General features: G+C 65.9%; 14 protein-coding genes. 11 read left to right on the forward strand and 3 right to left on the reverse strand.

Annotation, left to right across the window (positions count from 1 at the left end):
- Window positions 1-214 precede the first annotated feature (214 nt).
- The 5 genes from G5A46_RS00585 (at window position 215) to G5A46_RS00605 (ending at window position 7,136) form a co-directional block, all read left to right on the forward strand.
- On the forward strand, window positions 215-1,582 hold the full coding sequence (locus G5A46_RS00585; RefSeq protein ID WP_420821359.1) for a YcjX family GTP-binding protein: 1,368 nt from the start codon (window positions 215-217) through the stop codon (window positions 1,580-1,582).
- On the forward strand, window positions 1,579-2,178 hold the full coding sequence (locus G5A46_RS00590) for a GNAT family N-acetyltransferase (protein WP_239520544.1): 600 nt from the start codon (window positions 1,579-1,581) through the stop codon (window positions 2,176-2,178). Before G5A46_RS00585 ends, G5A46_RS00590 begins: the two co-directional genes overlap by 4 nt.
- Window positions 2,171-3,223, forward strand: coding sequence for a YcjF family protein (locus tag G5A46_RS00595; protein WP_163846331.1), 1,053 nt, complete (start codon window positions 2,171-2,173; stop codon window positions 3,221-3,223). Before G5A46_RS00590 ends, G5A46_RS00595 begins: the two co-directional genes overlap by 8 nt.
- Before the next feature lie 275 nt (window positions 3,224-3,498).
- On the forward strand, window positions 3,499-6,480 hold the full coding sequence (ileS, locus tag G5A46_RS00600) for an isoleucine--tRNA ligase (RefSeq protein ID WP_163846333.1): 2,982 nt from the start codon (window positions 3,499-3,501) through the stop codon (window positions 6,478-6,480).
- 200 nt (window positions 6,481-6,680) lie between these two features.
- Complete coding sequence (locus tag G5A46_RS00605; RefSeq protein WP_163846335.1) at window positions 6,681-7,136, forward strand: methylated-DNA--[protein]-cysteine S-methyltransferase; 456 nt, start codon at window positions 6,681-6,683, stop codon at window positions 7,134-7,136.
- 49 nt (window positions 7,137-7,185) lie between these two features.
- Here G5A46_RS00605 and phaZ read toward each other — a convergent pair whose 3' ends face one another.
- A complete protein-coding gene (gene phaZ / locus G5A46_RS00610) occupies window positions 7,186-8,496 on the reverse strand; it encodes a polyhydroxyalkanoate depolymerase (protein WP_163846337.1) in 1,311 nt (436 codons plus the stop codon).
- A 109-nt stretch (window positions 8,497-8,605) separates the two neighbouring features.
- On the opposite strand from phaZ, the gene phaC reads away from it, so the two are divergent.
- From phaC to G5A46_RS00640, 6 genes are all read left to right on the forward strand, one after another.
- Window positions 8,606-10,414, forward strand: a complete 1,809-nt coding sequence (gene phaC / locus G5A46_RS00615) for a class I poly(R)-hydroxyalkanoic acid synthase (RefSeq protein ID WP_163846339.1) — start codon at window positions 8,606-8,608, stop codon at window positions 10,412-10,414.
- Window positions 10,415-10,572: 158 nt separating this feature from the next.
- The gene (locus tag G5A46_RS00620; RefSeq protein WP_163846341.1) at window positions 10,573-11,019 is read left to right on the forward strand and encodes a phasin family protein; all 447 of its coding nucleotides are present in this window, start codon (window positions 10,573-10,575) and stop codon (window positions 11,017-11,019) included.
- 255 nt (window positions 11,020-11,274) lie between these two features.
- Window positions 11,275-11,640, forward strand: a complete 366-nt coding sequence (locus tag G5A46_RS00625; protein WP_204318666.1) for a VOC family protein — start codon at window positions 11,275-11,277, stop codon at window positions 11,638-11,640.
- A 110-nt stretch (window positions 11,641-11,750) separates the two neighbouring features.
- A complete protein-coding gene (gene phaR / locus G5A46_RS00630) occupies window positions 11,751-12,311 on the forward strand; it encodes a polyhydroxyalkanoate synthesis repressor PhaR (protein ID WP_163846343.1) in 561 nt (186 codons plus the stop codon).
- 4 nt (window positions 12,312-12,315) lie between these two features.
- Entirely contained in the window at window positions 12,316-13,317 is a 1,002-nt protein-coding gene (locus G5A46_RS00635; RefSeq protein ID WP_163846345.1) for a LysR family transcriptional regulator, read from the forward strand.
- Between the two features lie 145 nt (window positions 13,318-13,462).
- Window positions 13,463-14,188, forward strand: coding sequence for a DUF1028 domain-containing protein (locus G5A46_RS00640; RefSeq protein WP_163846347.1), 726 nt, complete (start codon window positions 13,463-13,465; stop codon window positions 14,186-14,188).
- Between the two features lie 133 nt (window positions 14,189-14,321).
- Here the strand turns inward: G5A46_RS00640 and G5A46_RS00645 are convergent, their stop codons facing one another.
- Both G5A46_RS00645 and G5A46_RS00650 read right to left on the reverse strand, forming a co-directional pair.
- The gene (locus tag G5A46_RS00645) at window positions 14,322-15,323 is read right to left on the reverse strand and encodes an ABC transporter substrate-binding protein (RefSeq protein WP_163846348.1); all 1,002 of its coding nucleotides are present in this window, start codon (window positions 15,321-15,323) and stop codon (window positions 14,322-14,324) included.
- A 47-nt stretch (window positions 15,324-15,370) separates the two neighbouring features.
- On the reverse strand, window positions 15,371-16,216 hold the full coding sequence (locus tag G5A46_RS00650; RefSeq protein ID WP_163846350.1) for an ABC transporter permease: 846 nt from the start codon (window positions 16,214-16,216) through the stop codon (window positions 15,371-15,373).
- Window positions 16,217-16,231: the final 15 nt, after the last annotated feature.

Raw genomic sequence — 16,231 nt, forward strand, 5'->3', positions numbered from 1 at the left:
CGCGCATATCTCGGGCCACCTTCATGGTCGCCAAAGCTTGCGGGCCCCCATCCGGGGGCCCGATTGCTGTCCGGGGGCAGCCGAACCGCCGCCTGCCCTAGCCGAACCGCACTTGCGTCGCTATCTATCCCCCATGCAACCGGCGAACAGGGCAGAGAAATTGGCATTCGGCATCAGCGGCCTGGCCGACGGCGTGACCCGCCAGATCGAGTCCATGGGCGACACCTTATCCGAGAGTTTCCTGGAACCCGTCATCCGCATCGGCGTCACCGGGCTGGCGCGGTCGGGCAAGACGGTGTTCATCACCTCGCTGGTGGCAAACCTGTTGGATCGGGGGCGGATGCCGCAGCTGGTCGCGCAGGCCGACAGCCGCATCCTGGCCGCATTCCTTCAGCCGCAGCCGGACGACACGGTGCCGCGGTTCGATTATGAAACCCACCTTGCCGCGCTGACCGGCGCCGGACCGCACTGGCCCGACAGCACGCGGTCGATCTCGCAATTGCGGCTGTCGTTGCGGGTGCGGCCCTCGGGGTTGCTGGGCGGCATGTCCGGGCCGCGCACAGTGCATCTGGACATCGTGGATTACCCCGGCGAATGGCTGCTGGACCTTGGCCTGATGGAGCAGAGCTACGCGGAATGGTCCAGCGCCGTTCTGAGCGCCGCCGAGGGACGCAGCTTTGGCGCGGCGACAACCGCCGCCGCCCGCGCCGCCAGCGGGCGCGACAGCTGGGAAGAGACGGAGATCCGCAAGCTGGCGGAGACCTATACCGCCTATCTGCACGCCATGCGCGACGCTGGCCTGTCGGACATCACCCCCGGCCGGTTCCTGCTCCCCGGGGAGATGGAGGGCTCTCCGGTGCTGACCTTCGCGCCGCTGCCGCCGGAGGACCGCGCCCCGCGCCGGGGCCTCTGGCGCGAGATGGAACGCCGGTTCGAGGCCTATAAATCCCGCGTCGTCACGCCCTTCTTCCGCAACCATTTCTCCCGTATCGACCGGCAGGTCGTGCTGGTCGATGCCCTGGGTGCGATCCACAAGGGACCGGAGGCCGTGGAGGACATGCGCCAAGGCATGTCCCTGATCCTGCAAGCCTTCCGCCCCGGTCGGAACGCCTTCCTGACCCGTCTGCTGCTGGGGCGCCGGGTGGAGAAGATCCTCTTCGCCGCGACCAAGGCCGATCACCTGCACCACACCCAGCACGGGCGACTGACCGCCATCATGCAAGCGTTGGTGCGCGATGCCGCCGATCGCGCCGCTTTTGCCGGAGCGCAGACCGAGGCGATGTCGATCGCCTCCCTTCGGGCGACGGTGGAGGAACGCGTACCGCATGACGGCCGTCATCTGGATTGCGTGCGCGGTACGCTGCTGGACAGCGGGCGCGCCGCCGCCATGTATCCCGGCGAACTGCCCGACGATCCCATGCGCCTGTTGCGCCCCGCCCGCCAGGGAGCGGAGGCCTGGCTGGACGGCGATTACCGCATCATGTCCTTTGCCCCGGCCGAGCTGCGCCTGAAACCGGGCGAAGGTCCGCCGCACATCCGCCTGGACAAGGCCGCGCAATTCCTGATCGGGGATCGGCTGTGACGGACGCCCGCGCGGACAAACCCGACCATCCCGAGGGCGCGGCACCCCCGTCCTCCGCTCTGTCCCCCAATCAGGTCGCGCCCTCGGGTCCGGCGGCGTCGCCGTCGCCCCCGGCGGCCCCGGTTCCTTCTCCGGCACTGGACAACCTGACCCTGCGCCCGGCGCGGACCACGGATGCGGGCGCAGTGGGGGCCATCCTGTCGGATTACACCGATCACACCCCTTGGCTGCCACGCTTGCATTCGCGGGCCGAAGACATCGCCCATGCCGGGCTGCTGATCGACCGGGGCTGGACCCGGCTGGCCCTGGTGGATGACGTCATCCGGGGATTCCTGGCGCGGGAAGGGGCGCAGATCCATGCGCTTTACGTGGCGCGGGGCTGGCGCGGGGCGGGTATCGGCGCGCGGTTGCTGCGCGGGGCGATGGCGGAATGCGCCCGACTGGACCTGTGGACCTTTGTCGCCAACGACGCCGCGCAACGGTTCTACCGCCGCCATGGCTTTGCCGAAGCACGGCGCACGGCGGGCGAGAATGACGAAGGCCTGCCCGACATCCTCTTTTCCTGGCGATCCGCAAGGGAGACCGCCCATGGCTGACCCGACCCGCAACTCCCCCGTCCTGATCGAGCTGGACGACATCCCCGGCGATGCCCCCGGCCCGGCGACGGCCCCGCCTGTGCCGGATCCATTGATGGACGACCGCGCGCCCCCCACCGGCCGCGCCATGCAGACCGCCGCCGTACTGGCCAGCCGCCGACCCTCCCGGTTGGCCCGCTGGTTCTGGGCGCTGTTGTCGGCGCTGATCGGCGTGGCGGTCTCTACGGCGGCGTGGAACACCGTCACCGGGCTGGTCGCGGCCAATCCGTTCCTGGGCTGGGCCGTCGCCGGCCTGCTGGGCCTGTTCCTGCTGGTGGCCGCGGCCATCATCACGCGCGAGGTCTCGGCCTTTGCCCGGCTGTCGCGCATGGACCGCCTGCACACAGAGGCGGAAGCCGCCGCCGCCCTGGGTGACCTGGCCCGCGCGCGCGGCTTTGGCGACCGGCTGGTGACCTTGTACCAGGGGCGCGCCGACCTGACCTGGCACCTGCAACGGTTCGAGGACCGGCGCGCCGAACAATTCGACGCCCCCGCCCTGCTGGACCTGGCAGAGCGCACCCTGCTGAGCCCACTGGATGCCGCCGCCCTGCGCGAGGTTGAGGCTGCGACCCGCCAGGTGGCCACCGTCACCGCGCTGGTGCCGCTGGCATTGGCCGACCTGGCGGCGGCGCTGACCTCCAACATCCGCATGATCCGCCGCATCGCCGAAATCTACGGCGGCCGCTCCGGCACGCTGGGATCGCTGCGCCTGACGCGGGCGGTGATGACCCACCTGGTGGCCACGGGGGCGGTGGCGGTGTCGGACGATATGGTCGGCTCCATCCTCGGGGGGAACCTGCTGGCGCGCCTGTCGCGCCGGTTCGGCGAGGGGATCGTGAACGGCGCGCTGACCGCACGGGTGGGTGTCGCCGCGATGGAAGTCTGCCGCCCCATGCCCTTTGCCGAGGCGACGCGCCCGCGCGTCACGGGGATCATCCGCCGGTCGCTGACCGGGCTGTTCGACCGGGAAGACAAGACCCCGACGCCCGCCCCGGACGAGGCGTAGCCGCCGGTCCGGGGGACGCTGTCCCCCGCTTGAGCGCGGGGCGCGCTCAATTCACCCCCTGCGGTATTTGGGCCCGAAGGGGGCCCCACAGCGCCAGCGACCACTGGACCCGCGCCGGCGGCAGGCCTATAAGCGCCCCATGATGATGATGTACCACTTTGCCATCATTGCGCGAATTACGTGCCCGGCGGCCTGAACTGGACGCCGGGACAAGGCGTCTGGACACCCGCGCCGCAGCGAACCCACCCCCACATCCGACAGACGGAGCGCCCCACATGTGCGCCGAGACCCCTGATTACAAATCCACGCTGAACCTTCCCAAGACCGATTTCCCCATGCGCGCGGGCCTGCCCAAGCGGGAGCCGCAATGGCTGGAGAAATGGGAGAAGATCGGCATCTACGACCGCCTGCGCGACAAGGCCGAGGGGCGCCCGCCCTTTACCCTGCATGACGGTCCCCCCTATGCCAACGGCCATCTGCATATCGGCCATGCGCTGAACAAGACGATCAAGGACATGATCGTCCGCTCGCACCAGATGATGGGCCACGAGGCGCGCTATATCCCCGGCTGGGATTGCCACGGCCTGCCCATCGAATGGAAGATCGAGGAGGCCTATCGCAAGAAGGGCCAGAACAAGGATGACGTGCCCGTCATCGACTTCCGCCAGCAATGCCGCGACTTCGCCGCCGGCTGGATCGATGTGCAGCGCTCGGAATTCAAGCGGCTGGGCATCACCGGCAACTGGGCCGATCCCTACGTGACGATGGATTTCCACGCCGAACGGGTGATCGCCGAGGAATTCATGAAATTCCTGATGAACGGTACGCTCTACCAGGGGTCGAAGCCGGTGATGTGGTCCCCGGTGGAAAAGACCGCCCTGGCCGAGGCCGAGATCGAATATCACGAACACAAGTCGCACACGATCTGGGTGCCGTTCCGGTTCCGCCGCGTCGGACATGCCGAGATGCCGGACATGGACGGCGAAGTCTCTGATTTCGAGGGCGCCAACCAGGACCTGGTGCAGGGTGACCTGGCCGGGGCGAAAGTGGTGATCTGGACCACCACGCCCTGGACGATCCCGTCCAACAAGGCCATCGCCTTCAATCCAGAGATCGCCTATGGCCTTTACGAGATCACCGGTCGGCCGGAAGAATGCTGGGCCCGGATCGGCGATCGCTATGTGCTGGCCGATACGCTGGCCGAGGACACGCTGGCCAAGGCACGGCTGGAGCCGGGAATGTACCGCCGGCTGCGCGATGTCGCGGCGTCGGAATTCGTGGGCGCGATCTGCGAGCACCCCCTTGCCGGGGCCGAAGGCGCGGGCGGGTTCTGGGATTACGACGTGCCGATGATCGACGGCGCCCACGTCACCGATGACGCCGGCACCGGCTTTGTCCATACCGCGCCCAGCCATGGTGCCGACGATTACGAATGCTTCGTCAAGCGGAACTGGCTGGACCGGATGACCCACAACGTGGGCGAGGACTCGGAATTCCTGCCCCATGTGCCCTTCTTCGCCGGGCTGACCGTCTTTGACCGCAAGGGCAAGGAAGGCAAGGCCAACGCCGCCGTGATCGAAAAGCTGGTCGCCGCCGGTGGCCTGCTGGCGCGGGGGCGGGTGACCCATTCCTACCCGCATTCCTGGCGGTCCAAGGCGCCGGTGATCTTCCGCAACACGCCGCAATGGTTCGCGGCCATCGACCGCCCGCTGGGTGGTGATGACAGCATGGGCCGCACGATCCGCGAGCGTGCGCTGAACTCCATCGACAAGCTGGTCAAATGGACGCCCCAGACCGGGCGCAACCGGCTGTATTCGATGATCGAGGCGCGGCCCGACTGGGTGCTGTCGCGGCAACGCGCCTGGGGCGTGCCGCTGACCTGTTTTGTCAAGAAGGGCGCGCTGCCGACCGATGCCGATTTCCTGCTGCGCAACGAGACGGTCAATGCCCGCATCGCGGAGGCATTCGAAACCGAAGGCGCCGACGCCTGGTACAAGGACGGCGCCAAGCAGCGGTTCCTGGAGGGCGAGGTCGACCCCGACGCCTACGAACAGGTGTTCGACATCCTCGACGTGTGGTTCGACAGCGGCTCCACCCATGCCTTCGTGCTGCGTGACCGCGCCGACGGGACCGAGGACGGCATCGCCGATGTCTACATGGAAGGCACCGACCAGCATCGCGGCTGGTTCCATTCCTCCATGTTGCAGGCCTGCGGCACGCTGGGCCGGGCGCCCTATCGCAACGTGGTGACCCATGGCTTCACGCTGGACGAGAAGGGCAACAAGATGTCCAAATCGCTCGGCAATACGATCCTGCCGGAAGAGGTGGTCAAGCAATACGGCGCCGATGTCCTGCGCCTGTGGGTGGCCCAGACCGACTATACCGCCGATCAGCGGATCGGGCCGGAGATCCTGAAAGGCGTGGCCGACAGCTACCGGCGGCTGCGCAACACGATGCGGTTCATGCTGGGCTCTCTCTCCGATTTCCGGGAGGAAGACCGCGTCGCGCCCGCGGACATGCCCGAACTCGAACGCTGGGTGCTGCACCGCATGGCGGAGCTGGACGAAAAGGTCCGCGACGGCTACCGCGGCTTCGATTTCCAATCGACCTTCCAGGCAGTGTTCAACTTCGCCACCATCGACCTGTCGTCCTTCTATTTCGACATCCGCAAGGATGCGCTCTATTGCGATGGCGATACGTTGCGCGCCCGCGCGGCGCGGACGGTGCTGGACCTGCTGTTCCATCGCCTGACCACCTGGCTGGCGCCGATCCTGGTGTTCACCATGGAAGAAGTCTGGCTGGAACGCTTCCCCGGCGACGACAGCTCTGTCCACCTGGTCGACATGCCCGAGACGCCCGCCAGCTGGCGCGACGATGCGCTGGCAGCGAAATGGGCCAAGGTACGCGCCGCGCGCCGCGTGGTGACCGCCGCGCTGGAAGTTCAGCGCAGCGAAAAGGTCATCGGCGCCTCGTTGGAGGCCGCGCCTGTGGTGCATCTGGACGATGCAGAGACGCTGGCCGCGCTGCAATCGGTCAGCTTTGCCGATATCTGCATCACGTCCGACTTGGCACTGACCGGCGATCCCGCCCCGGCCGAGGTCTACCGCCTGCCGGAGATCCCCGGCATCGGCGTGGTCTTCGAGAAGGCGGAGGGAGAGAAATGCCAGCGCTGCTGGAAGATCCTGCCCGATGTCGGCCTGCATCAGCATCCGGGCGTCTGCGGCCGCTGCGACGCCGCGCTCAGCGATCGGAGCTGACCCTTCGACCGGGCCGCGCATCCGCCGCGGCCCGGCTCCCCCCTATACCCGACTTGCCTTCTTCGGGCAGAAATACCGCAGGGGGTGAATTGAGCGCAGTTCAAGAGGGGGACAGCGTCCCCCTTCCCCTTCGACGGCCTTCCGCGGGCGCTCAACCCGTCGCCCTTGCCAGCGCGCCACCCCCGGCGCATCGTGGCGCCATGGCCACCACCTGCATCCCCACGCCCACCGGGCCGCTTTATGTCACCGCCGAGGGCGAGGTGATCACCCGGGTAACATGGCGCCCCCAGCCAGTGACGGAAGGGGCCGATCTGCTCGATCAGGCCCGTATCCAGCTGGATGCCTATTTCGCCGGCACCCGACACGCTTTCGACCTGCCGCTGGAGGTTCGGGGATCGGACCTGCAAAAACGCGTCTGCGCCGCGATGCGCGCCATCCCCTTTGGCGAGACGACGACCTATGGCGCCATCTCACGCGCCCTGGGCGTGCCGGCCCAAGCCATCGGGCAGGCCTGCGGGGGCAACCCGATGCCGGTGATCATCCCCTGCCACAGGGTTCTGGGCGCCACCGGCCTTGGCGGCTTCTCTGGAGAAGGCGGGGTAGAGACCAAGGTCGCTCTGCTGCGCCACGAAGGCGCGGCAGGGCTGTTGATCTAGCGGGAAGAGCAGGCGCCGCTTCGGGCGACCGGACCGGCGGAGTTCCGGATCAGGGAACCGCCTTCAACGCAGGCTTGGCGCCACGTCGCGCGGCCTGGGGCTTGGCAGCGGCTTTGGCCTTGCGGGTGCGCCCGGCGTTCTGATCGATGAATTCCAGCACCAATGGCCGAATGTTGTTTCGCCAGGACGAGCCGGCGAAGATGCCGTAATGGCCCGCGCCGGGTTCCAGGTGGCTGGCCTTCATCGCGTCGTCCAGCCCGGTGCACAGGTCCAGCGCGGCAACGCATTGGCCAGGGGCAGAGATGTCGTCCTTCTCCCCTTCGACCGTTTTCACCGCAACGTCGGTGATGGCACCGATATCCACCGGATGCCCGTTCACGGTAAAGGAGTTGGAAGCGATTTCGGAATTCTTGAAGATCCGTTCCACCGTGGTCAGGTAGAATTCCGCCGTCATGTCCATCACGGCCAGGTATTCGTCGTAGAACCGGTTGTGCGGGTCGCGGTCGCCCGCCTCCCCCCGCGCGACGCGGAAGATCTGGTCCTGAAATGCCGCCGCGTGGCGGTCGGCGTTCATCGCGATGAAGGACGTCAATTGCAGCAGGCCGGGATAGACGCGGCGGCCGATGCCCTTGTGCTTCATGCCGACGCGCTGGATCATCATCTCCTCCAGCACGCCCATGGTGACGCGGTTGCCGAAATCGGTGACCTCCGTCGGGGTGGCGTCGGGGTCGATGGGGCCACCGATCAGGGTCAGGGTCTGCGGCTGCGCCTTGGGATCGATTTCCGCCAGATAGGCGGTGGCGGCCAGGGTCAGGGGGGCGGGCTGGCAGACGGCGATGACGTTGATGTCCGGGCCCAGTTCCTTCATGAAATCGACAAGGTAGAGGGTGTAGTCCTCGATATCGAACTTGCCCTCGCTGACCGGGATGTCGCGCGCGTTATGCCAATCGGTGATGTAGACTTCGCAATCGGGCAGCAGCGACACCACCGTCGACCGCAACAGCGTGGCGTAATGGCCAGACATCGGCGCCACCAGCAAGACGCGGCGGGGCTGCGGGTCGCGGCCCTGGACCTCGAAATGGATCAGGTCGCCGAACGGGCGGCTCACCAGTTTCTCGACCGAAACAAGGTGATCACGGCCATCGGCGCAGGTGACGGAGTGGATGCCCCAGTCCGGCTTGGCGATCATCCGCGAATATGCGCGTTCCGTGACCTCGCCCCAGGCGGCGGTCATCTGCAAGGCGGGGTTCGCCATCAGCGCAAAGCCCGGATAGGAGGCAAAGGCCCGTGCGGAGGCGCCCAACCATTCGTTGGTGTTGCGCACCGTCTCCATGAAGTCGTAGCTTGCCATAAGGCGCATCGTCGTCTCCTTTGCGGGCGCGTGATCCGGGATCGTATCGCCCTATCCTCAGGAGAAACGCGATCCATGCGCATGCTGCACAGCAGCAATCTAGGGGGGAATCGTCAACATGACAACTGACAACAGCGGTTCGAAGGTTAACACCGACGGCGAACACCTTGAAAGACTGCAAGAGAATCTTGCGCGGGTGGAGGCGCTGACGCAACGGCTGGTCGCTGCAATCCAGCAGAAACCGGCGACCCATCCCGGCCTTGATGCCCCCTCTCCCGAAGTCTTCACCCGCGCGGCGGGCGCATATTGGACGGAGATGATGCAGAACCCGGCGCGCATCTTCGAACACCAGGTCGAATATTGGGGCAAGTCGGTGAAGCACTTCATGGAGGCCCAGCAGGCGCTGGCCTCCGGCAGCTTGACGGCGCCGCCCGATGACACACCGCCCGACCCGAGGTTCCGCAATCCGCTGTGGCAAACCCATCCCTATTTCAACTTCATCAAGCAGCAATACATGCTGAACGCCCGCGCGATCACCGATGCGGTCGACGATGCCGAGGATCTGACCGAGACGGAGAAACGGCGCCTGCGCTACTTCTCGGCCCAGATCGTGGACATGATGGCGCCAACCAATTTTCTGGCCACCAACCCCGACGCCCTGGAACGCGCCGTCGCGACCGAGGGCGACAGCCTGGTGCGCGGGCTGGAAAACCTGGTGATGGACCTGGAACACAACAACGGCGAATTGCTGGTGCGCCTGTCCGACGACAGCGCCTTTACCCTGGGGGAGAATATCGCCACCAGCGACGGCCAGGTCGTGTTTCGCAACCGCATGATCGAATTGATCCAATACGCTCCCCGGACCGAGAAGGTGCATGCCACCCCCCTGATCATCTTTCCACCCTGGATCAACAAGTTCTACATTCTCGACCTGAAGGCACAGAATTCATTCGTGAAATGGGTGACGGAACAGGGGTTCACCCTGTTCGTCGTGTCCTGGGTCAATCCCGATGCCGCCTACCGCGATGTCGGGCTGGAAGATTACATCGAAGACGGGTTCCTGGCCGCGATCAACGAGGCCAAGGCGATCACCGCGCAAAAACAGGTGAACTGCATCGGCTATTGCATCGGCGGCACCACGCTGAACCTGGCGCTGGCCCTGCTGAAAAAGCGCAAGGACAGGTCGGTGAAATCCGCCACCTTCTTTACCACCCTGACCGATTTCGGCGACCAGGGCGATTTCACCCCCTTTCTTCAGGACGATTTCATCGACGCGATCACCGCGCAGGTGGAACAGGACGGCATCCTGAAAAGTGCGATCATGGCGCGCACCTTCTCCTTCTTGCGGTCGAACGATCTGGTCTACGGGCCGGCCATACGCTCCTACATGCTGGGCGAGGCGCCGCCGGCCTTCGATCTGCTGTACTGGAACGGTGACGGCACCAATCTGCCCGGCCGGATGGCGGTACAATACCTGCGCAACCTGTGCCAGAAGAACCTGTTTGCCACCGATGGCCTGCCGCTTCTGGGGGAGGTTCTGCATGCCCGTGACGTGACGCTGCCGATCTGTTCCATCACCTGCCAGACCGATCACATCGCAGCGTGGAAAGCCGCCTATGCCGGGTTCCGCAAGGCCGGATCGAAGAACAAGACCTTCATCGTCTCCGAAAGCGGCCATATCGCCGGGATCGTCAATCCACCGTCAAAGAAGAAATACGGGCATTACACCCATGACGATTTCTCTCTCTCGGCGGATGCGTGGCTGGCGGCGGCGGAGTTCACTCCCGGCTCCTGGTGGCCGCGTTGGGGGGAATGGCTGGCCAGCAGATCGGGCAAGATGGTGCCCGCCCGCGTGCCCGGCGATTCGACCCATCCGGCTCTTGGCCCGGCCCCCGGCACTTACGTGGCGGCACCTCTCGCCGGATGATCCCGGTGCCATGGCGTGGAAAACGCTGAATATTCTGCATCGCAGCAAAAATGACTTGATTTTCTGCGGTGCAGCATACATATTCCTCTCAGCGAAACACATACGGGGCCGGATGGATCAGACATCGGCGCCGCCTTGCCAGAGAGAGGATTAGATCAATGGCTAAAGCAACTGATTTCACCGCGATGATGAAAGACATGATGGGCGCATTCCCGGTCGATACCTCGGCCATGCAGGGCGCGTTCAAGACCCAGGCCGACCTGGGCGAGAAACTCTCCGCCGTGGCGCTGGACGCCGCCGAGCAGTCGACCGACCTGTCCAGCAAGTGGGCCAAGGACACGCTGTCCAAGATGACCGACCTGTCCAAAGCCCGTACGGAGCCGACCGACTACGCCAAGGCGATGACCGATTTCGCGTCCTCCTATGCCGAAATGTCGGCAGAGCACATGGCCGCCTTCGCAGAGATCGCCAAGAAAGTTCAGACCGAAACCGTCGAACTGATGATGGCCGCCGGCAAGGACATGTCCGAAGACGCCTCGGTCGCCGTTCAGAAGGCCACCAAGGACGCCACCGCGGCCGCCAAGAAAACCGCGGCCGCGAAGTAAGCGCCACTCCCTCGCGCGTCCTTCTCCTCCCTCCCTCTTGAGGGGTGCGCGACGTCGAAGGGGCCTGTCCGTTGGACAAGCCCCTTCGTCATGTCCGACGACCGGGCGCACCATCCTGCCACGCGAACCGCACCCGGACCGCCTCCGCAGGGACCTGCGGCGGCGATGTCATGTCGCGCCGCCATCGGACGGCGCGGACAACGGGCCACCCGATCTGCTATGGCTTGGGGAGGCAGGTCTACGGAGGTCACGGCCATGGCGGCACCCCTGGGGCGCATCATCATCTACACCCGGAAAATTCCCGAGATGGCGGCATTCTACGCCCGGCATTTCGCCTATACGGTGACCGGCACCGAGGGTGACCGGATTGTTGAACTGACCCCGACACGCGGCGGCGCCGCGCTGCTGCTGCACCCTGCCTCCGCCCGACAGAAGGAGGGGCAGGCACTGGTGAAACTGGTGTTCGACGTGGCCGATGTGCCGGCCTTCTGTGCCGCCTGCCACGACAACGGACTTCGGTTCGGCGCGTTACACCAGGCCGATGGCTACGTTTTTGCCAATGCCAGGGATCCGGCGGGAAATTCCGTTCAGGTCTCCAGCCGTGCCTTTGCGGGGCGATAGGCCCCTCCGCACCAGCGACGCCCTTCCGCCGCGACAGCGTTACAACACTTTCTTTTTCAAAATCGCTGCTCTACGCTGCGGTGCAGTGTCGTTGTCAGGAGGGATGAGCCGTGGCCGAAACAGATAAACCACTCCTGATCAAGCGGTACGCATCCCGCAGACTCTATAATACCGAGACCAGCGATTACGTGACGCTTGAAGATATCTCAGGTTTCATCCGCGATGGGCGCGAAGTGCAAATCGTCGACCTGAAGTCCGGCGACGACCTGACCCGGCAATACCTGTTGCAAATCATCGCCGAACACGAAAGCCGGGGGGAAAACGTGCTGCCCCTGAGCGTGCTGACCGACCTGGTGCGCAGCTACACCACGCAGGCGCAATCGGTGGTGCCGCAATTCCTGGCCGCGTCTTTCGAGATGTTGCGCGACGGGCAATCCAAGATGATGGAAAACATGGGCGCCGTGAACCCGATCGCCAAGATGCCCGGGTTCGAGGCGATGCAAGCGCAGCAAGAGGCGTTCATGAAGGCGATGACTGGCGGGTTCGGCGCCAATTGGACCGGCCCGTCCCGCCAGGACGACGCCACCGCCGCGCCCGAGGAAGGCGAAAACCTGGAAACCATCAAGAAGCAGTTGGCAGAGCTGCAACAGAAGCTGAACAAGCTCGGCTGAAGCGATGACGGCAAGCCCCGGTCGTATCACGCTCTGGGGGATGGAGGTCTTCGTGGCGACGGTGGAGGAACGCTCCATCACGGCGGCAGCGCGGCGCCTGGGGGCCAGCCCCTCTGCCGTGTCGCAGCAGATCACCAACCTGGAAACCGCGCTCGGCGCGCCGCTGCTTGTGCGGTCGGCTCGGCCCGTGACGCTGACCGCCGCAGGAGAGAGCTTTCGCCGGCGCGCTCAGACCATCCTGAACGAGGCAGCGCAGGCCCGCGCCGAAATCGCGGTGGCCGGGCGGGTCACCCTGTCCTCCCTGCGCCTGGGCATGATCGAAGACCTGGAGGCCGACGTCACCCCCGCCCTGCTGACCCGCCTGGCCGAGGCGCTGACCGGGTGCCGGTTCCTGCTGGAAACCGGGGCCTCGCATCACCTGCTGGACCAGCTGGACGCGCAGGCGCTGGATGTCATCCTGTCCGCAGACATGGGCGAGACATCGGACTGGGCGGAGACGCACCCCATCCTGACCGAAGGTTTCGTCGTGGCCACCGCGCGCGGGGTGATCGACCCACAGGCCGATCTTCTGGCGCAGCTTACGGCGCTGCCGATGATCCAGTACACCACCCGTCATTACATGGGCCGCCTGATCGCCACTCACCTGGAACAACAGAACTTGCGGCTGGATCACCGCTATGAGCTGGACAGCTACCACGCCATCCTGGCGCTGGTCTCCGGCGGGGCGGGCTGGACGATCCTGCCACCGCTGGCGCTGCTGCGGGCGCGGCGGCTGATGCCGGATCTCGATATACACGAACTGCCCTTTGCGCCGCTGTCGCGCCGGATCGTGCTGATAGCCCGGCGGGAGGTTCTGGCCGATGTCCCCGCCCGCATCGCGGCCGAATTGCGTGATCTGCTGCGCGACACCGCCCGCGCCGCGCGGCTGGACGGCCAGGATTGGGTGGAACGGGTGGCGCGGATCGACGGGCCGCAGGCCGCCCAGGGGCTGCGCGACGAAGTTTGATCCGCGCACCGTGCGGCTGGCCGGGCCGCCTGCGACTTGCCCCGTGCGGTGCCATGGCCCAATCTGGCCGGATGACACAATTCCGACCATGCCGCGACACCCTCACGCCGCCCCCCCTGCCCGCCCCCTGCACCGGGGTTCGCCCATGACCCTGACCCTGCTGGCCCGGGAGCGGGAGACCGGGAAGATCGGTGGCGCCGTGGTCTCTCGGGCGCTGTTCGCTGGCGGCTGGTGCCTGCGCGGCGGGGCCGATTGCGGCCTTTCCGCCAGCCAGGGCGCGATCCCGTCCACCCTGTGTGGCGAGGCATTGCTACAACGGATGCGCGAGGGCGAGACCGCGACTTCCGCCCTGGGCGCAGTCAGCGCGGCGGATGACGGTCGCGACCACCGACAACTGGCCGCACTGGATCAGCGCGGGCGGACGGCTGCCTTTACCGGGGCGCTGACGCCGGGCGCCTGCGGGCACCGGCAGGGGGCGGACGCCCTGGTGGTCGGCTGCGACCTGCGCGGCGAGCATGTGATGGAGGCAGTGCTTGAGGTCTTTGCCACGGCGCCGGGCGCGCTGGTGGACCGGCTGGTCGCGTCGCTGCGGGTCGGGCTGGCGGGGGAAGCGGGCGACCTGGCCTCTGCCGCGCTGCTGGTGCTGCACCGGGAGGCACCGCCGCTGTCGCTCCGGGTGGATGGTCAGGCAGATCCGCTGGACGGGCTGGCCGGGTTGGTGGCAGCGGCACATGCGCCCGCCCATGCCGGCTGGATCCGCCATTGGCCGACCCTGGTCGATCCGTTCCGCGCCCCCTCTGCCGCCGAGATGGCCGCCCTGCCCCGGCAGGGCGCGGACGGGGACAGCAGCCGAGGCGATGGCGGCACCTAGCCGGTATTGATTCCCCAGCTTACCTGTGGCCCGCCCCCCGCCGTCCAGGCGCAGGCGGATCCCCAGCACCATCCCGAAACGCGAACAGGCCGGGCAAACCCGGCCTGTCCCTGTCGTTACCCGAAAAGTCGGATCAGTTCAGCGCCTCGTCCGTGATGACAGAGGTCCAGGCCCCTTCGGGCACCTTGGTGATCACCGGGTCCGAGCCGCCGGCCAGCAGCGTGTCGACGGTCCGCTGGTAGTCCGCCTCGTCCAGCGCACCGGTCGAACCGGCGGTCAGCTTGGCGACTTCCTTCATCATGCGGATCTGGTGATGTTCGGTCTGGGCGCCGGTCTCGTCGTTATCCAGAACGATTTCCGCCGCTTCTTCGGGGTTTTCCTCGGCATATTTCCAGCCCTTCATGGAGGCCCGGACGAATTTCACCATCTTGGCGCGGAAGGCTTCGTCTTCGAGGTTCTCCTCCAAAACATACAGGCCGTCTTCCTGCGTGGCGACGCCCTGATCCTCATATTTGAAGGTCAAAAGCTCTTCTTCCGTCACGCCCGCGTCCAGCACCTGGCCGAATTCGTTATAGGTCATGGTGGAGATGCATTCCGCCTGCCGCTGGATCAGCGGATCGACGTTGAACCCCTGTTTCAGCACGGTGATACCATCATCCCCGCCATCGGTGGGAATCTCGGCCTGGCTCATCCAGCTGAGGAACGGATATTCATTGCCGAAGAACCAGACGCCGATGGTCCGACCGCGGAAATCTTCCGGCCCGGTGATACCGCTGTCTTTCCAGCAGGTCAGCATCAGGCCCGAGGTCTTGAACGGCTGCGCGATATTGACCAGAGGCAGGCCCTTTTCGCGCGCCGACAGGGCAGAGGGCAACCAGTCCACGATGACATCGGCACCGCCACCGGCGAGAACCTGTGCGGGCGCAATATCGGGACCGCCGGGCAGGATTTCGACATCCAGCCCCTCTTCCTCGTAAAAGCCCTTGTCCTGGGCCACGTAATAGCCGCCGAACTGGGCCTGGGTGACCCATTTCAGTTGCAGCGTCACCGAGTTGTCGCCGTGGCTTTCGGCCAGGGCCGGACCGCCCAGGGCGAGGGCAAGCGCGGTGGCCGCGCCGGTCAGAATGTGTTTCATTGTGATAGCTCCCTGTTTTGTTGGTACTTTATCATTTTCATGTCCCGTCAATGTCGCTGGCTGGGATGCCAGAACGTGACCTGCCGTTCAATCAGCGCCACGATCCCGTAGAACAACGATCCTGAGATGGCGGCGACGACGATCTCGGCCCAGACCATGTCGAGGGCCAGCTGTCCCACGGATGTTGATATGCGAAAGCCCATCCCGACAATGGGCGATCCGAAGAACTCCGCCACGATGGCGCCGATCAGGGCCAGGGTCGATGAAATTTTCAGCCCGTTGAAGATGAACGGCATCGCCGCCGGCAACCGCATCTTCCAAAGCCCGGACCAATAACCCGCCGCCCAGGTCTTCATCTGGTCGCGCTGCATCTGCGTGGTTTCCTGCAACCCGGCGGTGATGTTCACCAGCATGGGAAAGAACACCATGACAACGACCACGGCCGCCTTGGATTGCCAGTCGAACCCGTACCACATCACCAGGATCGGTGCGGTGCCGACGATCGGCAGGGCCGCGATGAACGACCCCACCGGCAACAGCCCCCGGCGCAGGAAATCGCTGCGATCGGCGATGATCGCCACGGCAAAGGCCGCCGCGCAGCCGATGACATAGCCCGACAGGGCCCCCTTGACGAAGGTCTGGATAAAATCCTGCCACAGGATCGGCAGGCTGGTGGCGATCCGCGCGGCGATGGAACTGGGCGCAGGCAGGATCACCTGCGGCACGTCCAGACCATGCACGATCAGCTCCCACATGATCAGCAGGGTCAGGCCAAAGATCACCGGAATCCCCAAGCGCACGGCCGGGCGATGCGCGGCAGGGCCATTGGCCAGCCGCACGTTCAGCACCCAGAGCAGCGCCCAGAGCACGATGGCAGCAATCACGAGGCCCATGGGACGTCCTTTCCG

Source organism: Pseudooceanicola aestuarii, from assembly GCF_010614805.1.
In the GTDB taxonomy this organism is placed as follows: Bacteria; Pseudomonadota; Alphaproteobacteria; order Rhodobacterales; family Rhodobacteraceae; genus Pseudooceanicola; species Pseudooceanicola aestuarii.